12 protein-coding genes are annotated in these 14,344 nt (G+C 71.9%); 5 read left to right on the top strand and 7 right to left on the bottom strand.

What is annotated here, in order from left to right:
• Positions 1-298 precede the first annotated feature (298 nt).
• From ACW9J6_RS18165 to ACW9J6_RS18135, 7 genes are all read right to left on the bottom strand, one after another.
• Positions 299-619, bottom strand: coding sequence for a hypothetical protein (locus ACW9J6_RS18165; protein ID WP_457117900.1), 321 nt, complete (start codon positions 617-619; stop codon positions 299-301).
• Between the two features lie 4 nt (positions 620-623).
• Positions 624-1,091, bottom strand: a complete 468-nt coding sequence (gene ptsN / locus ACW9J6_RS18160; protein WP_457117899.1) for a PTS IIA-like nitrogen regulatory protein PtsN — start codon at positions 1,089-1,091, stop codon at positions 624-626.
• A gap of 83 nt (positions 1,092-1,174) precedes the next feature.
• Complete coding sequence (gene hpf, locus ACW9J6_RS18155; protein ID WP_457117898.1) at positions 1,175-1,756, bottom strand: ribosome hibernation-promoting factor, HPF/YfiA family; 582 nt, start codon at positions 1,754-1,756, stop codon at positions 1,175-1,177.
• Between the two features lie 147 nt (positions 1,757-1,903).
• Entirely contained in the window at positions 1,904-2,413 is a 510-nt protein-coding gene (locus ACW9J6_RS18150) for an OsmC family protein (protein ID WP_457117897.1), read from the bottom strand.
• Between the two features lie 74 nt (positions 2,414-2,487).
• Positions 2,488-3,270 carry an ABC transporter ATP-binding protein gene (locus ACW9J6_RS18145; RefSeq protein WP_457117896.1) on the bottom strand — a complete coding sequence of 261 codons (783 nt, stop codon included), beginning with the start codon at positions 3,268-3,270 and terminating at the stop codon, positions 2,488-2,490.
• On the bottom strand, positions 3,270-4,082 hold the full coding sequence (locus ACW9J6_RS18140; protein WP_457117895.1) for an ABC transporter permease: 813 nt from the start codon (positions 4,080-4,082) through the stop codon (positions 3,270-3,272). The genes ACW9J6_RS18145 and ACW9J6_RS18140 overlap by 1 nt, the downstream gene beginning before the upstream one ends.
• A gap of 416 nt (positions 4,083-4,498) precedes the next feature.
• Positions 4,499-5,473 carry an aliphatic sulfonate ABC transporter substrate-binding protein gene (locus ACW9J6_RS18135; RefSeq protein WP_457117894.1) on the bottom strand — a complete coding sequence of 325 codons (975 nt, stop codon included), beginning with the start codon at positions 5,471-5,473 and terminating at the stop codon, positions 4,499-4,501.
• 213 nt (positions 5,474-5,686) lie between these two features.
• On the opposite strand from ACW9J6_RS18135, the gene ACW9J6_RS18130 reads away from it, so the two are divergent.
• The 5 genes from ACW9J6_RS18130 (at position 5,687) to ACW9J6_RS18110 (ending at position 14,298) form a co-directional block, all read left to right on the top strand.
• Positions 5,687-8,482: a [protein-PII] uridylyltransferase gene (locus ACW9J6_RS18130; RefSeq protein WP_457117893.1), complete on the top strand. Its 2,796-nt coding sequence runs from the start codon at positions 5,687-5,689 to the stop codon at positions 8,480-8,482.
• A gap of 57 nt (positions 8,483-8,539) precedes the next feature.
• The gene (gene grpE / locus ACW9J6_RS18125; RefSeq protein ID WP_457117892.1) at positions 8,540-9,157 is read left to right on the top strand and encodes a nucleotide exchange factor GrpE; all 618 of its coding nucleotides are present in this window, start codon (positions 8,540-8,542) and stop codon (positions 9,155-9,157) included.
• Between the two features lie 139 nt (positions 9,158-9,296).
• On the top strand, positions 9,297-10,145 hold the full coding sequence (gene lptB, locus ACW9J6_RS18120) for an LPS export ABC transporter ATP-binding protein (protein ID WP_457117891.1): 849 nt from the start codon (positions 9,297-9,299) through the stop codon (positions 10,143-10,145).
• Between the two features lie 365 nt (positions 10,146-10,510).
• Entirely contained in the window at positions 10,511-12,055 is a 1,545-nt protein-coding gene (gene rpoN / locus ACW9J6_RS18115; protein WP_457117890.1) for an RNA polymerase factor sigma-54, read from the top strand.
• Between the two features lie 104 nt (positions 12,056-12,159).
• Positions 12,160-14,298: an ATP-binding protein gene (locus ACW9J6_RS18110; RefSeq protein ID WP_457117889.1), complete on the top strand. Its 2,139-nt coding sequence runs from the start codon at positions 12,160-12,162 to the stop codon at positions 14,296-14,298.
• Positions 14,299-14,344 lie beyond the last annotated feature (46 nt).

Genomic DNA, 14,344 nt, shown 5'->3' with positions numbered 1-14,344 from the left:
CCCTTAGCAGCCATTCACACGGCCAAGCTCATTGGGTTTTGAGCCTAGCCATCGTCGGGCCGGCCGTCCGACCACGGGAGGTTCCTCCCCTCGCGGGCGGCGTCCGGGGCTCACATCGAAGGATGACCCCGCTTCTTCGGATCTGAGCCTCTCATGCCGCGAGATCGCAGGGGGCTCTCCATCGCGTCCTGTCTCTGTCGTCAGATGTGGCGGTCCGTGCCACCGGAGGGCTTGCCGCAATCTCGGGATGAGCGCGGAAGGGATGCCGCTGTCTCGCCCGGAACCCGCGACCGGTCTCTCACTTCCCCCGGCAGCGGGTGCGCAGCAGCTCTCCGAACTCGCGCTCCGACCCCTGGACCTGCGCCAGCCGCTCGTTGCGGGGCGCCCCGCTCAGGCAGCGCCCGTAGACGCTCGCGGCGCGGCGCATGGTCTCGACGTGCTGGCGCCAGCCGCGGCAGCGATCCGCGTCGCTGTCGCCCAGGGTCTCCAACCGCTCGATCGCGACGCGCTGCGAGGATTCGGCGACGAGCAGATCGCGCGCGCAGATGCCCTCCGCCACCACCGCGCGGGCCGGCACGAGCAGCAGGACGAGGCCCGTCAAACCGGGACGCAGGCTCATCGCGTCACGCCGCCCGGGGCGCCGGCGCCTGGGTGAGGAGCGCGTAGAGCGCGTCCCCGTCGCGGGCCGCCCGCATCCGGTCGATGATGCCGGGCTCGCGCAGCACGCGCGCCACCCGGGCGAGGGCCTTCAGGTGGTCGGCCCCCGCACCTTCGGGCGCGAGGAGCAGGAAGGCGATGTCCACGGGCTGGCCGTCCAGGGCCTCGAAATCCACCGGCCGCTCCAGCCGCGCCACCAGCCCGAAGAGCTGATCGAGGGCCGGCAGCTTGCCGTGCGGGATCGCCACGCCCTCGCCGATCCCGGTCGAGCCGAGACGCTCGCGCTGCAGCAGGGTCTCGAAGATCTCCCGCTCGTCCAGCCCGGGCAGGTGCTTGCTCGCCTGATGGGCGAGTTCCTGCAGCACCTGCTTCTTGCCGGGCGCACGCAGCGCCGGGAGGACGGCCTCCGGCTTGAGAAATTCCAGCAATGGCATCGAGACCGCTGCCTCATCGACGGGACGAAACGGTCCCGCTCGCTTCCCAGGACCGGAGGCAAGCCGCGGGCCGGTTCATCCGGTCACGGCGTGCCGCGTTCGGGCGGATCGATCCAACCGATCGCGCCGTCGGACCGACGATATACGACGTTGACCCGATTGGTGCCAGCGTGAACGAAAACCAGCACCGGAGCGCCCGTGAGGTCGAGTTCCACCACCGCCTCGCTCACCGAGCGGCGGTGCAGGGCGCGGGTGCTCTCGGCGATCACCGGCGGGTGCTCCCCCGAATCCTCCTCGGGCGCCTCGAAGACCGAGTAGGCGGCCTCCAGCACCGGCTGGGGCGCCTCCGCCCGACGCGATCCGCCATTCGCGTGAGTCTTCAGCCGGTGCTTGTAGCGGCGCAGGCGCTTCTCGATCCGGTCGGCGCTCTGCTCGAAGCTCGCATGCGGATCGTGGGCGCTCCCCGAGGCTTCGAGGGTGATGCCGGAGGTGAGGTGCAGCACGCAGTCGGTGCGGTAGGCCCCCCCGTCCCGGCCGATGGCGACGTGTCCCGAATAGGTGCCGTCGAAGTATTTGGAGAGGGTGGCGGCGATCCGCTCCTCCACCCGCGACCGCAGGGTCTCCCCCAGGTCCATGCCGCGACCCGACACCCGCAAGCCTGCCATCGAATCCTCCGGTCCGCTCGGTTGCCGGCCCTTGGGCGTCACGCCGTGGGCCGATCGTTGAAGAGCTAAGAATCGCCCGGAGCGAAGTCAACGCGCGGCCGCCGCTGCGTCAGGGACCGGGAACCCGCCGCGGCGGTGGTCGTGCGCTCAGGCGCGGTCGAGCGTGACGTCGAGGGCCGGGCGGTGGTTGAGGGTCTGGAACACCACGCAGTAGCGCTCGGTGAGCTTCAGGAGCTGGTCGATCTTCTCCTGGGGGGCGTCGCTGTCGACCGCGAAGGCGAGGCGGATCGCCCGGAAGCCCACCGGGGCCTCCTTGTCGACGCCGAGCGTGCCGCGGAAGTCGAGGTCGCCCTCCGCCGTCACCACGCCCTTGCGCAGGGGGATCTCGAGAGCGGTGGCCACCGCCTTCAGGGTGACGCCCGCGCAGGCGACGAGGGCCTCCAGCAGCATGTCGCCCGAGCAGAGTTCCGCCCCCGAGCCGCCGCTCGCCGGGTGAAGGCCGGCCACGGCGAGCGCCCGGCCGGTCTCGACCTTGCAGGCGATGGCGGTGTCGTCGAGGGAGCCCTGCGCCCGCAGGGTGATGACGGCGGCCTCCGGTTGCGAGCGGTAGCGGTCCTTGATCGGGGCCTGCAGGGCGCGAAGCGCGGTGGCGTCCATGGCGTCTCCTCGGGGTGGCTTCGTTGGAATTTCAGGCGGCCGGCTTAGCACTTGGGACGTGCGGAAGGCCAGCCTCACCACCAGTGGGCGGCGGCCTCGGCGCGTTCGCCCCCCGGTGCGCCGGGTGGGCGCAAGGAGCGGTCGAGGCTCGCCAGGATCGCCCGCACGGCGGCCTCGCTGCCGGGCGCGGTGGGCTGCCGAGGGCGGCTGAGGGGCAGCGGCACCTCGTCGTCGATGCGGCCGGGCTTGGGCCGCAGCACCACGGCACGGTCGGCGAGCGCCACCGCCTCGGCGACGTCGTGCGTGACGAGGAGCACGGTCGGGCGGCTCTCCTCCCACAGCGCCAGGAGGTGGCGGTGCAGGTCGGCCCGGGTGAAGGCGTCCAGCGCCGAGAAGGGCTCGTCGAGGAGGAGCACCTTCGGGGCCGCCACGAAGGCGCGGGCGATCGCCACCCGCTGCTGCTGCCCGCCCGAGAGTTCCCGGGGCCAGCGCCCGGCATGCTCGGCGAGGCCGACCCGGTCGAGGGCGTGGGCGACCCGCGCGCGGCGCTCCGCCCGCGTCAGGGCGGCGAGCCCGAACCCGACATTCTCCGCCGCGGTGAGCCAGGGCAGCAGGCGGGGCTCCTGGAAGACGATGCCGACGCCCGGATGCGGCCCAGCGATCGCCTCGCCGTCGAGGCCGATGCGGCCGGCGCTCGGGACGTCGAGCCCGGCGACGAGGCGAAGCAGCGTGGTCTTGCCGCAGCCCGAGCCGCCGACGAGGGCGACGATCTCGGCGGCGCGCACCGTGAGCGAGATGTCCCGCAGGGCGTTGGTGCCGTCCGCATAGGTCTTGGAGAGGCGATCGAGCACCAGCATCAGAGCGTCTCCCGCGCGGTGTCCTGCCAGCGCACCAGCGGGCCGGTCAGAGCGACCAGGGCTGCGTCGCAGAGCTTGCCGGTCGCCGCGAAGGCGATGATGGCGGCGACGATCTGCTCGGGCTTGCCGAGCTGCTGCCCGTCGAGGAGGAGGTAGCCGAGCCCCTCGGAGGCGCCCAGCAGTTCCGCGGCGGCCACGAACATGAAGCCGAGGCCGAGCCCGGTGCGCAGGGAGATCAGCGTCGCGGGCAGCACCGCCGGGAGCAGGATGCGCCGCGCGAGGTCGAGCCGCGACAGCCGGAAGACGCGGCCGACCTCCACGAGCTTGCGGTCGACGGAGGCGATGGCGCCCGCCACCCCGAGATAGACCGGGAAGAACACCCCGACGGCGATCAGGGTGATCTTCGAGGCCTCGAAGATGCCGAACCACAGGATGAACAGCGGCACCCAGGCGATCGACGGGATGGCGCGCAGGGCCTGGAGGGTCGGATCGAGCAGGCGCCGCAGCAGCGGCAGCGTTCCGGTGAGGGCGCCGATCAGGATGCCGGCGAGCGCTCCGCAGGCGAAGCCCGCCGCGACGCGTTCGAGGCTCGCGGCGACGTGGGTCCAGAGCTCGCCGGTGGCCGCCAGCGCCCAGAGGGTCGCGAGGATGCGGCTCGGCGGCGGCACCAGCCGGCCCTGCGCCAGCCCGGCCCGGACGGCGGCCTCCCAGCCGAGCGCGAGCAGGAGGGGCAGGAGGAGACCGAGCAGGGCCGCACCGCCGCGGGCGGCGGGCTTGGTCCAGGCGGGGGCGGGAGGCGTGGTCGCGTCCATGCGGGGGCTGGCGAAGGGGTGGGGGATCGTGGCCGCGGGGCGGGAGCGCGGTCCCTCCCCCTCTGCGGGCTAAGGTGTGCACACAGCGATCGAAAAACTGTTACAAGACAATCTCTTGTTCAAGCGCATGGCTCCGTGAGCCCGGCGTGGGGAACCCCTCTCCCGTGCGGGAGAGGGGCAGGGGTGAGGGTCCCGGACCCTTCAGAATGAAGCTTCGAGTGTCGTGCTGGCAGCGGGACGGTCCAGAGTGCTTGCTGAACCACCTGGACCCTCACCCCTACCCCTCTCCCGCACGGGAGAGGGGATCCCGCGATCCACCTTAAAATCACCTGTAATCTACTGCGGTAGAAGGCTTTTCTGGTTCCACGCAAGATGTGTGCAGACGGTAGCCCCTGCGGGGGAGGGTCGGCGACGCGCTATCGCTCCGCCGGGCCGAATTGCGGGTCGATCAGCCCGCCGACCGCCGCCTCGACGTCGGTGCCGGCCGGGATCACGCCCGCGTCGAGCAGCGCCCGGCCGGCCGCCAGGATCGCGTCCGCCTGAACCGGCCCGATGCGCGGCTGCGACAGGTCCGTGCGGCCGAGCTGCCGGGCGACGACCGGCTCGGGCAGCTTCGTCGCCGCCACCAGGATGCGCTTGAGTTCGTCGGGCTGCGAGACCGCGATCCGGCGCGCCTCCTCGTAAGCGGCCAGCACCTTGCGGGTGAGGTCGGGATTCGCCTTGGCGAAATCCTCGCGCACGTCGAGCACGCCCCAGGTGTTGGCGGCGGGGTTGCGGTAGAACAGGACGTCCCCGTTCTCGACCTCGGCCGCCGCCATGATCGGGTCGAGCCCGGCCCAGGCGTCGACGTCGCCGCGGTCGAGGGCCGTGCGCCCGTCCGGATGCTGGAGCAGGACCAGCTTCACGTCCCGCTCGGTCAGCCCCGCCTCCCGCAGCGCCCGGATCAGGAAGATGTGCGGGTCGGTGCCGCGGGTGACGGCGACGCGGCGCCCCTTCAGGTCCTTGACCGTCACGACGCCGGTCTGCGGGCGGGTGACGAGAGCGGTCCATTCCGGCCGCGAATAGGCGTAGATCGCCTTGATCGGGTTGCCGTTGATCCGGCCCAGCAGGGCCGCGGCGCCCGCCGTCGAGCCGAAGTCGAGGGAGCCGGCATTCAGGAATTCGAGCGCCTTGTTCGAGCCCAGCGACTGCACCCAGCGCACGCCGACCCCGTCCGCCGCCAGCGCCTTCTCCAGCAGGCCCTTCTCCTTCAGGACCAAGCTCACCGGGTTGTAGGTCGCCCAGTCGAGCCGGATCTCCTTGACCGGCTGGGCGGTCGCCGTGTTCTGTAAAGAGAACAGGCCGGCGAGGCCGAACGCGGCGCCGATCAGCCCGCGGCGATGGATGCGCATGGTCTCTCTCCCTTGGACCGGACGGCGGCTCTCGTCCGCTCGGCGCCTTCGGCCGGAGCCGGAACGCTGTAGGGGAGTGCGTTCTTTATGTCAAACGATCGGTCCGGCAACCCGGATGCGACCGGGGGGGCTGTGGATTGCACGCGCGCCAACGGATAGACAACGCGGTGGTGGGAGCATCCGGGTTTCCCGCCCGCCCTGATCCGGGACCCTATGCCCGACGCCTCCACCGCCCTCTCCCAGCTCCTCGCGAGCATCGACCAGAGCATCAGCGACCCGACGCGGCTGCGCGAGAAGCTGGTCCCCGGCCTCAAGCAGATCATCGAGGAGGGGCGCACGCAGGCCGAGCGCAACCTGATGCGCCACCGGGACGGTCTCGCCTGCGCGCGCGAGATCTGTGGGCTGATGGACGCGGTGGTGCAGGCGATCTACGCGGCGGTGGTCAAGCGGCTCTACCGGGCCGACAACCCGACCGCGGGCGAGCACATCGCCGTCGTGGCGACGGGCGGCTACGGCCGCGGCACCCTGGCGCCGGGCTCGGACATCGACCTCCTGTTCCTGCTCCCCTACAAGCAGACCGCGTGGTGCGAGAGCGTCGTCGAGGCGATGCTCTACGTGCTCTGGGACCTCAAGCTGAAGGTCGGCCACGCCACCCGCTCGGTGGCGGAGTGCCTGCGCGAGGGCCGGGCCGACATGACGATCCGCACCGCGCTCCTGGAGGCGCGGTTCCTGTTCGGCGATCGCGCTCTGTTCGACGAACTGGTCGAGCGCTTCGACAAGGAGGTCGTCCAGGGCACCGCGGCGGAATTCGCCGAGGCGAAGCTCAAGGAGCGCGATACGCGGGTCTCGAAGGGCGGCGCCTCGCGCTACCTCGTCGAGCCCAACGTCAAGGACGGCAAGGGGGGCTTGCGCGACCTCAACACCCTGTTCTGGATCGCCAAATACACCTTCCGGGTGAAGGAGACGGACGAACTCGTCGAGGCCGGCCTGTTCACCGTCGACGAGGTCCGGCTGTTCGACCGCTGCGAGGAATTCCTGTGGCGGGTGCGCTGCCACATGCATTTCGCCACGGGCCGGGCGGAGGAGCGCCTGTCCTTCGGGCTGCAGCCGCGCATCGCCGAGCGGCTCGGCTACAGCCCGCGCGGCGGCCTCACCGCCGTCGAGCGCTTCATGAAGTCCTACTTCCTGATCGCCAAGGATGTGGGCGACCTCACCGCCATCGTCTGCGCCGGAATGGAGGCGCGCCACGCCAAGCGTCCGCCGGCCCTCAACCGCTGGTTCGGGCGCTTCAAGGAGCGCTTCACCGCCCCGGACCTCGACGCCGCCGATTTCCGTGTCGAGAACGGGCGGCTGCAGCTGCGCGACGCCAAGGCCTTCGAGCGCGACCCGGTCAACCTGATCCGCCTGTTCTGGCTCTCGGACCGGCACGACCTGCCGATCCACCCCGACGCGAGCCGGCTCGCCACCCGCTCGCTCTCCCTGATCGGTCCGATGGTCCGCGTCGACAAGGAGGCGAACCGCCTGTTCCTGGACCTGCTGACCTCGCAGAACGCCCCCGAGACGGTGCTGCGGCACATGAACGAGACCGGCGTGCTCGGGCGCTTCGTGCCGGATTTCGGCCGCATCGTCGCGATGATGCAGTTCAACATGTACCACCACTTCACGGTGGACGAGCACCTGATCCGGTCGCTGGGCGTGCTCGCGAAGATCGAGAGCGGCGAGTCCAAGGACGAGCACCCGGTGGCGCACCGGATCGTCAACTCCGTCCAGAACGCCCGCGCCCTCTACGTGGCGACCTTCCTGCACGACATCGCCAAGGGCCGGAAGGAGGACCACTCGATCGCCGGGGCCGCGGTGGCGCGCAAGCTCGGGCCGCGCTTCGGCCTCGAACCGGCCGAGACCGACACCGTCGCCTGGCTGATCGAGCACCACCTGCTGATGTCGATCACCGCCCAGAGCCGCGACCTCTCGGACCCCAAGACCATCGAGACCTTCGCGGGCGTGGTGCAGAGCCTGGAGCGGCTGAAGCTCCTGTTCGTGCTCACCGTGGCGGACATCAAGGCGGTGGGGCCGGGCGTGTGGACCGCCTGGAAGGCGACGCTGCTGCGCACCCTGTTCTACGAGACCGAGGTGGTGCTCTCCGGCGGCCACTCGGAGATCGCCCGCACCGACCGGGTGCGCCTGCTGCAGATGCGCCTGCGCGAGCAGCTCGCCGACTGGAGCGCCGAGGAGTTCGACGCCTACGCGGCGCGTCTCTACGCGCCCTACTGGCTCAAGGTCGACGCCGAGCGCCAGCGCAAGAACGCCCACTTCATCCGGGGGGCGGTCGCGGCCGGCCGCACCGTGGCGACCCACGTGGAGACCGACGCCTCCCGGGGCGTCACGGAACTCACCGTCTACTCGCCCGACCACCCGCGGCTGCTCGCCATCCTGACCGGCGCCTGCGCGGCGGCGGGCGGCAACATCGTCGACGCGCAGATCTTCACCACCGCGGACGGCTTCGTCCTCGACACGATCACCCTGTCGCGGGCCTTCGATCAGGACGAGGACGAGATGCGCCGGGCCGGCCGCATCGCCACCGCCATCGAGCGGGCGCTCAAGGGCGAGATCCGCATCGCCGACCTCGTCGAGGACCGCCACCCCCGCAAGGACCGCTCGCGCACCTTCCAGGTCGCGCCCGACCTGTCGATCGACAACGCGCTGTCGGCCCGCGAGACCGTGCTGGAGATCTCGGGGCTCGACCGGCCGGGCCTGCTCTACGACCTCACCACGGTGCTGAGCCGGCTGAACCTCAACATCACCTCGGCGCACGTGGCGACCTTCGGCGAGCGGGCGGTGGACGTCTTCTACGTCACCGACCTCACCGGCACCAAGATCACCCAGCCCGACCGGCAGGCGACGATCCGCCGGGCGGTGATGGGCGTGTTCGAGGGCGACGCCGCGCCCGGCCGGCGCCCGGCGCCGCGCCCCCGCGGGGCGGGCGCCGCCGAGGTCGCCCGCGAAGCTTGATTTCGCGCCGGACAGACCTGATATCCGCGTCTCCCCGATCCTCGTTGTGGATTGACGATGACGCCGAACGACACGGAGACCGCCGCGCGCCCGCTGCCCGAGGGGGTGTCGGACCCGGCCCAGGATGCGGCCGGCGCGCCCGAGACCCCGTCGCAGGGCTCGCAGGCCGAGGCGCTGGCCGCCCTCGAGGCCGAGAAGCTCGACCTCAAGGACAAGCTCCTGCGCACGCTGGCCGACATGGAGAACCTGCGCCGCCGCACGGAGCGCGAGGTGGCGGATGCCCGCACCTACGCGGTGACGAACTTCGCCCGCGACATGCTCAACGTGGCCGACAACGTCCGCCGCGCCCTCGACAGCGTCCCGGCCGAGGCCCGCGAGACCGCGGAAGGCCCCCTGAAGGCGCTGATCGACGGCATCGAACTCACCGGCCGCGACCTCGCCAAGAGCCTGGAACGGCACGGCGTGCGCCCGGTCGAGCCGCAGGGCCAGCGCTTCGACCCGAACCTGCACCAGGCGATGTTCGAGGTGCCGAACCCCGACGTGGCGAGCGGAACCGTGGTGCAGGTCGTGCAGACCGGCTACGTGATCGGCGACCGCGTGCTGCGGCCGGCGCTGGTGGGCGTCGCCAAGGGCGGCCCGAAGGCCGGCGAGGCGCCCAAGCCCGCCGAGGCGTGAGCCCCGCCGAGGCATGAGCGCGCGGTGTCGGCACAACGCCGCGTTGCCGCCGGGAAGGCCGTCCGATAACAGGCGGTGAACATCGGTGTGGCCGCTCGGGGCGGAGGGGCCGGCACGGTGGAAGCGAGAGAGCGCCCCGTTGACCTCGTCCTCCGTCCTCCCGCTGCGGGCCCAGGCGGTGCCGCTCCTGTCCCGCCTGCCGGGGCTGTTCTCGCGCGGCGCGGCCCCGCGTGCCGTCGAGGACGTCGCCCAACCCTTCGGCGGCCCCGGCATCCTGGCGGTGCAGGACCTGCGCAAGAGCTACGGCGCCCGCACGGTCGTGCACGAGGCCGGCCTCCACGTGCAGACCGGGGAGGCGGTCGGGCTGCTCGGGCCGAACGGCGCCGGCAAGACCACGATCTTCTACATGATCACCGGCCTCGTCAGCGCGGACCGGGGCACCATCACCCTGGACGGGCGCGAGATCACCCGCCTGCCGATGTATCAGCGGGCCCGCCTCGGGATCGGCTACCTGCCGCAGGAGGCCTCGATCTTTCGCGGCCTCAACGTCGAGGACAATATCCGGGCGGTGCTGGAGGTGGTCGAGCCGGACCGCCGGACCCGCGAGCACCGGCTCGATTCGCTGCTCGAGGAGTTCCGCATCACGCGGCTGCGCAAGGCGCCCGCGATCGCGCTCTCGGGCGGCGAGCGGCGGCGGCTCGAGATCGCCCGGGCGCTCGCCTCCTCGCCCTCCTTCGTGCTGCTGGACGAGCCCTTCGCGGGCATCGACCCGATCGCGGTCGGCGACATCCAGGATCTCGTGATGCACCTGAAGGGCCGCGGCATCGGGGTGCTCATCACCGACCACAACGTGCGCGAGACGCTGGGCCTGATCGACCGGGCCTATATCGTGCATTCCGGGCGCATCCTCACCGAGGGCACGCCCGACGAGATCGTCGCCAACGACGATGTCCGGCGGCTGTACCTGGGCGAGGATTTCCGGCTGTAGGAGCGGCGGCCCAACCCTCCGCCCGCTACGGGAGAGGGGAACCCCGTCTCCAGAGAGGTCGCGAGCGGGATGAAGGGCGCCAGACCCAGAACCGTTGGGCCGCCCCTCTCGGTGGGACCGCGTCCCGCTGCGCATGCTCCGCAGGCCACCCTGCCCCGCCGAGGGGGAGGGTTCCTCTGCGCGCGAGACGGCGCGTTTACTCTCGCACTCGTAATTTTCCCGAGCGCCCCCGGTCCTCATCCGTGGATGACGCGGGCCTCGCCTTTGACGGGCGCCGAGCTTCGGTCTACACCTGCATAGACGAATCGAAGCAAAAATCGTGCCGACCCGGGATGAACACCCGGGCGGCGCGCCGGGGCAGGCTGATGGGATTGTTGCAACGGCTTGAGATGCGTCAGGGCCAGGCCCTGGTGATGACGCCGCAGCTCCTGCAGGCGATCAAGCTCCTGCAGCTCTCCCACCTCGACCTCGCCGCCTACGTGGATGCGGAACTGGAGCGCAACCCGCTCCTGGAACGGGCCGAGGCCGAGGAGCCCCGCGCCGAGGGACCCGAGGCGGCGCCGGAGCGCGAGAGCTTCGAGGGCGAGGGCGGCTTCGAGGGCGAGGCGGCCGAGCCCTGGCTCGCCCAGGACATGAACCCCGACCGCGGCGAGATCGAGAGCGATCTCGGCACGCGCCTCGACAACGTCTTCCCGGACGAGGGGCCGGCCGTCCGCGAACAGCCCTCGGGCGATACCCTCTCCCTCACCCCCGCCCCCTGGGGCAATACCGGGGGCAGCTTCGACGGCGAGGCGCCCGACTTCGAGGCCACCCTCACCAGCGAGGCCTCGCTGCGCGACCACCTCGCGGCGCAGCTCGACCTCGCCACCCGCGATCCGGTCGAGCGGCTGATCGGCGGCTTCCTGATCGACGCGGTCGACGAGGCCGGGTACCTGCGCGAGGATCTCGCGGGTGTCGCCGAGCGGCTCGGGGTCGGGCTGCCGGTGGTCGTGCGGGTCCTCGGCCTCGTGCAGAGCTTCGATCCCTCCGGGATCGCCGCCCGCGACTTGGCGGAATGCCTGAGCCTCCAGCTCAAGGAGCGCGACCGCCTCGACCCGGCCATGGAGGCCCTGATCTCGCGCCTCGACCTCGTGGCCAAGCGCGACCTCGCGGCCCTGCGCCGGCTCTGCGGCGTCGACGACGAGGATCTCGCCGAGATGCTGGCGGAGCTGCGCCAGCTCGATCCGAAGCCCGGGCGCGCCTTCGGCGCCGCCCCGGTGGAGGTGCTGGTGCCGGACGTGTTCGTGCGGCCCGCGCCGGACGGATCCTGGCTCGTCGAACTCAACAGCGAAGCGCTGCCGCGCGTCCTCGTGAACCAGAGCTACTACGCCACCGTCTCGCGGGGGGCCAAGACCGACACCGACAAGGCCTTCCTGTCGGACTGCCTGCAGACCGCCAACTGGCTCACCCGCAGCCTGGAGCAGCGCGCCCGCACCATCCTGAAGGTCGCGAGCGAGATCGTGCGCCAGCAGGACGGGTTCTTCCTCAACGGCGTCGCGCATCTGCGCCCCCTCAACCTGAAGACGGTGGCCGACGCCATCGGCATGCACGAATCGACCGTGTCGCGGGTGACCTCGAACAAGTCGATCGGGACGAGCCGCGGCACCTTCGAGATGAAGTACTTCTTCACCGCGGCGATCCCCGGCGCGGCCGGCGCCGCCGCCCATTCCTCGGAGGCGGTGCGCCACCGCATCAAGCAGCTCATCGACGGCGAGGCGGACGACGTGCTGTCGGACGACGCCCTCGTGCAGCGCCTGCGGGGCGAGGGCGTCGACATCGCGCGCCGCACCGTGGCGAAGTACCGGGAATCCCTGCGCATCCCCTCCTCGATCGAGCGCCGCCGCGAGCGCGCCGCCATGCCGGCCCGGTGATTGCGCGGCGAAGTTGTGGAACCAAAGCCAAGTTGCGCGCTTGACGGTGGAGCCCGGGTGCGCCCGGGATCGCCCGTGACCGTCGCGAGCCGCGAAACCACCCCGTGCGTGCCGTCCAGTCGAGCGTCGTCTGGCCCCTCCGCCTGATCGCGGCGCTCAGCCTCGTCGGCCCGGCCCTGGTCTTCGCCTACGCGGCGTGGTCCGAGAGCGCGGCCATCGACGCGCGCACGGACGAGCGCATCGAGCGCGCCCTCGACATCCTCCAGGAACAGGCGCTGAAGGCGCTCCAGACCGTCGAGCGGACGCTGGCGGAGGCGAACGAGGTGCTGCGCGGCCTCGACGACGCCCAGATCCGCGCGGAGGAGGCCCGGCTCTCCGAGCGGCTGGCTGCGAGCCAGCGGGCGCTGCCCCAGATCCAGGCGATCTGGGCCTTCGACGCGGCCGGCCACCCGCTGGTGTCGAGCACCGTGCGGCCCGTGCCCCGCGACCTCGACAACACCGACCGCGACTACTTCCTGGCCCAGCGGCAGGACGGCGCGGCGAGCTTCATCGGTGGGATCCTGCGCGCCAAGGTCGGCGGGATGCGCTTCTTCGTGGTGAGCGCGCGGCGGCCGGACCGGCGCGACGGCGGCTTCGACGGCGTCGTGGCGATCAGCGTTCTGCCGGATCATTTCCGCCAGTTCTACGCCCGCCTCGCCCGCGGCGTGGCGGATTCCTTCGGGCTGATCCGCGCCGACGGCGCCATCCTGGCCCGCCACCCCTCCGCCGAGGCGTGGCCGGACCGCCTCGGCCCCGGCAGCGCCTTCCTGGCCGCGGTGGCCCGCGCCCCGGAGGCCGGCGGCTTCACGACGGTTTCGCAGATCGATCGCGTCGAGCGGCGGATCGGCTACCGGCTGATCCCGGGCTACCCGCTCTACGTGCAGGCCGGGATCGAGACCGCGGCGATCCGCCAGGAGCTGCGCGACTCGCTCCTCGGCCACATGGCGTTCGGATGTCCCGCGACCCTCGCCCTGTTCGCGCTCGCCATCTACGCCCTGCGGCGCACGGAGCGTTTCGAGGCGGAGGTGGCGCGCCGGGAGGTCGCGGAGGCCGCCCTCAAGCAGGCGCAGCGCCTGGAGGCGGTGGGACAGCTCACGGGCGGCGTCGCCCACGACTTCAACAACCTGCTGATGGTGGTGAACGGCAACGTCGAGCGCCTGAAGCGCTACCCCGCCGCCGACGACCGCCAGCGGCGCGCTCTCGACGCCATTGAGGCGGCCGCCAAGCGCGGGGCGAGCCTCACGCGCCAGCTTCTCTCCTTCTCGCGGCGCCAGACCCACGAGCCGGTCCCGGTGGACCTCACCCGCTGCCTGCCGGTCTTCGAGGACATGCTCCGGTCGAGCCTGCGCGGCGACATCGCCGTGGACCTGCGCCTCGCCCCGGCGCTGTGGCCCACCAAAGTCGACCTCAACGAACTCGAACTCGCCGTCCTCAACCTGGCGGTCAATGCCCGCGACGCCATGCCGGAGGGCGGCCGGCTCACGATCGCGGCCCAGAACGTCAGCTTCGCCGACCCGGAGACGATCGGGCTCGCGGGCGAGTTCGTGGCCCTGAGCCTGTCGGATACCGGGAGCGGCATCCCGCCCGACGTGCTCGCCCGTGTGTTCGAGCCCTTCTTCACGACGAAGGAGGTGGGCAAGGGCACCGGCCTCGGGCTGTCCCAGGTCTACGGCTTCGCCCGGCAATCCGGCGGCAGCGCCGCGATCGCCAGCCAGCCGGGGCGGGGCACGACCGTCACCCTCTACCTTCCGCGCACCCGGGAGGTGCCGGCGGAGCCGGAGGCGCCCGCCGCGCCCGCGGCGCCTGCGCCGCAGGACCGGCTGCGCGGGCGCGCCCTGCTGGTCGAGGACAACGGAGAGGTGGCAGAGGTCTCCCGCGCGCATCTGGAGGAACTCGGCTACACGGTGACCCACGCGCGGGACGTGGAGTCGGCCCTCGACCTGCTGCGCGGCACGGACGCCCCCGACCTCGTCTTCTCGGACATCGTGATGCCGGGACCGCGCAACGGCCTCGACCTCGCCCGGATCATCCGGCGGGAGCACGGGCGCCGCGTCGCGGTGCTGCTGGCCACCGGCTACAGCGAGGTGGCGCGGGCCGCCGCCAGCGAGGGTTTCCCGATCCTGCGCAAGCCCTTCGATCTGCCCGCGCTCCGCGAGGCGGTGGGGCGCGCGCGCCAGAAGGCGGGGCTGCGGGTGGTGGCGTGAGCCCGCGATGACTTGACCCTCGCGATGCCTTGGCCTTGCGATGACT

The sequence above is a fragment of the Methylobacterium sp. JK268 genome, from assembly GCF_054052225.1.
Note: the sequence above shows the minus strand (reverse complement) of the source record. Positions and strands in the feature narration are given on the sequence as shown.

Coding starts and splice junctions, on each gene's coding strand:
- ACW9J6_RS18165 (WP_457117900.1), bottom strand. CDS start 619: ATGAGCCTGCGTCCCGGTTTGACGGGCCTCGTCCTGCTGCTCGTGCCG.
- ptsN (WP_457117899.1), bottom strand. CDS start 1,091: ATGCCATTGCTGGAATTTCTCAAGCCGGAGGCCGTCCTCCCGGCGCTG.
- hpf (WP_457117898.1), bottom strand. CDS start 1,756: ATGGCAGGCTTGCGGGTGTCGGGTCGCGGCATGGACCTGGGGGAGACC.
- ACW9J6_RS18150 (WP_457117897.1), bottom strand. CDS start 2,413: ATGGACGCCACCGCGCTTCGCGCCCTGCAGGCCCCGATCAAGGACCGC.
- ACW9J6_RS18145 (WP_457117896.1), bottom strand. CDS start 3,270: ATGCTGGTGCTCGATCGCCTCTCCAAGACCTATGCGGACGGCACCAAC.
- ACW9J6_RS18140 (WP_457117895.1), bottom strand. CDS start 4,082: ATGGACGCGACCACGCCTCCCGCCCCCGCCTGGACCAAGCCCGCCGCC.
- ACW9J6_RS18135 (WP_457117894.1), bottom strand. CDS start 5,473: ATGCGCATCCATCGCCGCGGGCTGATCGGCGCCGCGTTCGGCCTCGCC.
- ACW9J6_RS18130 (WP_457117893.1), top strand. CDS start 5,687: ATGCCCGACGCCTCCACCGCCCTCTCCCAGCTCCTCGCGAGCATCGAC.
- grpE (WP_457117892.1), top strand. CDS start 8,540: ATGACGCCGAACGACACGGAGACCGCCGCGCGCCCGCTGCCCGAGGGG.
- rpoN (WP_457117890.1), top strand. CDS start 10,511: ATGGGATTGTTGCAACGGCTTGAGATGCGTCAGGGCCAGGCCCTGGTG.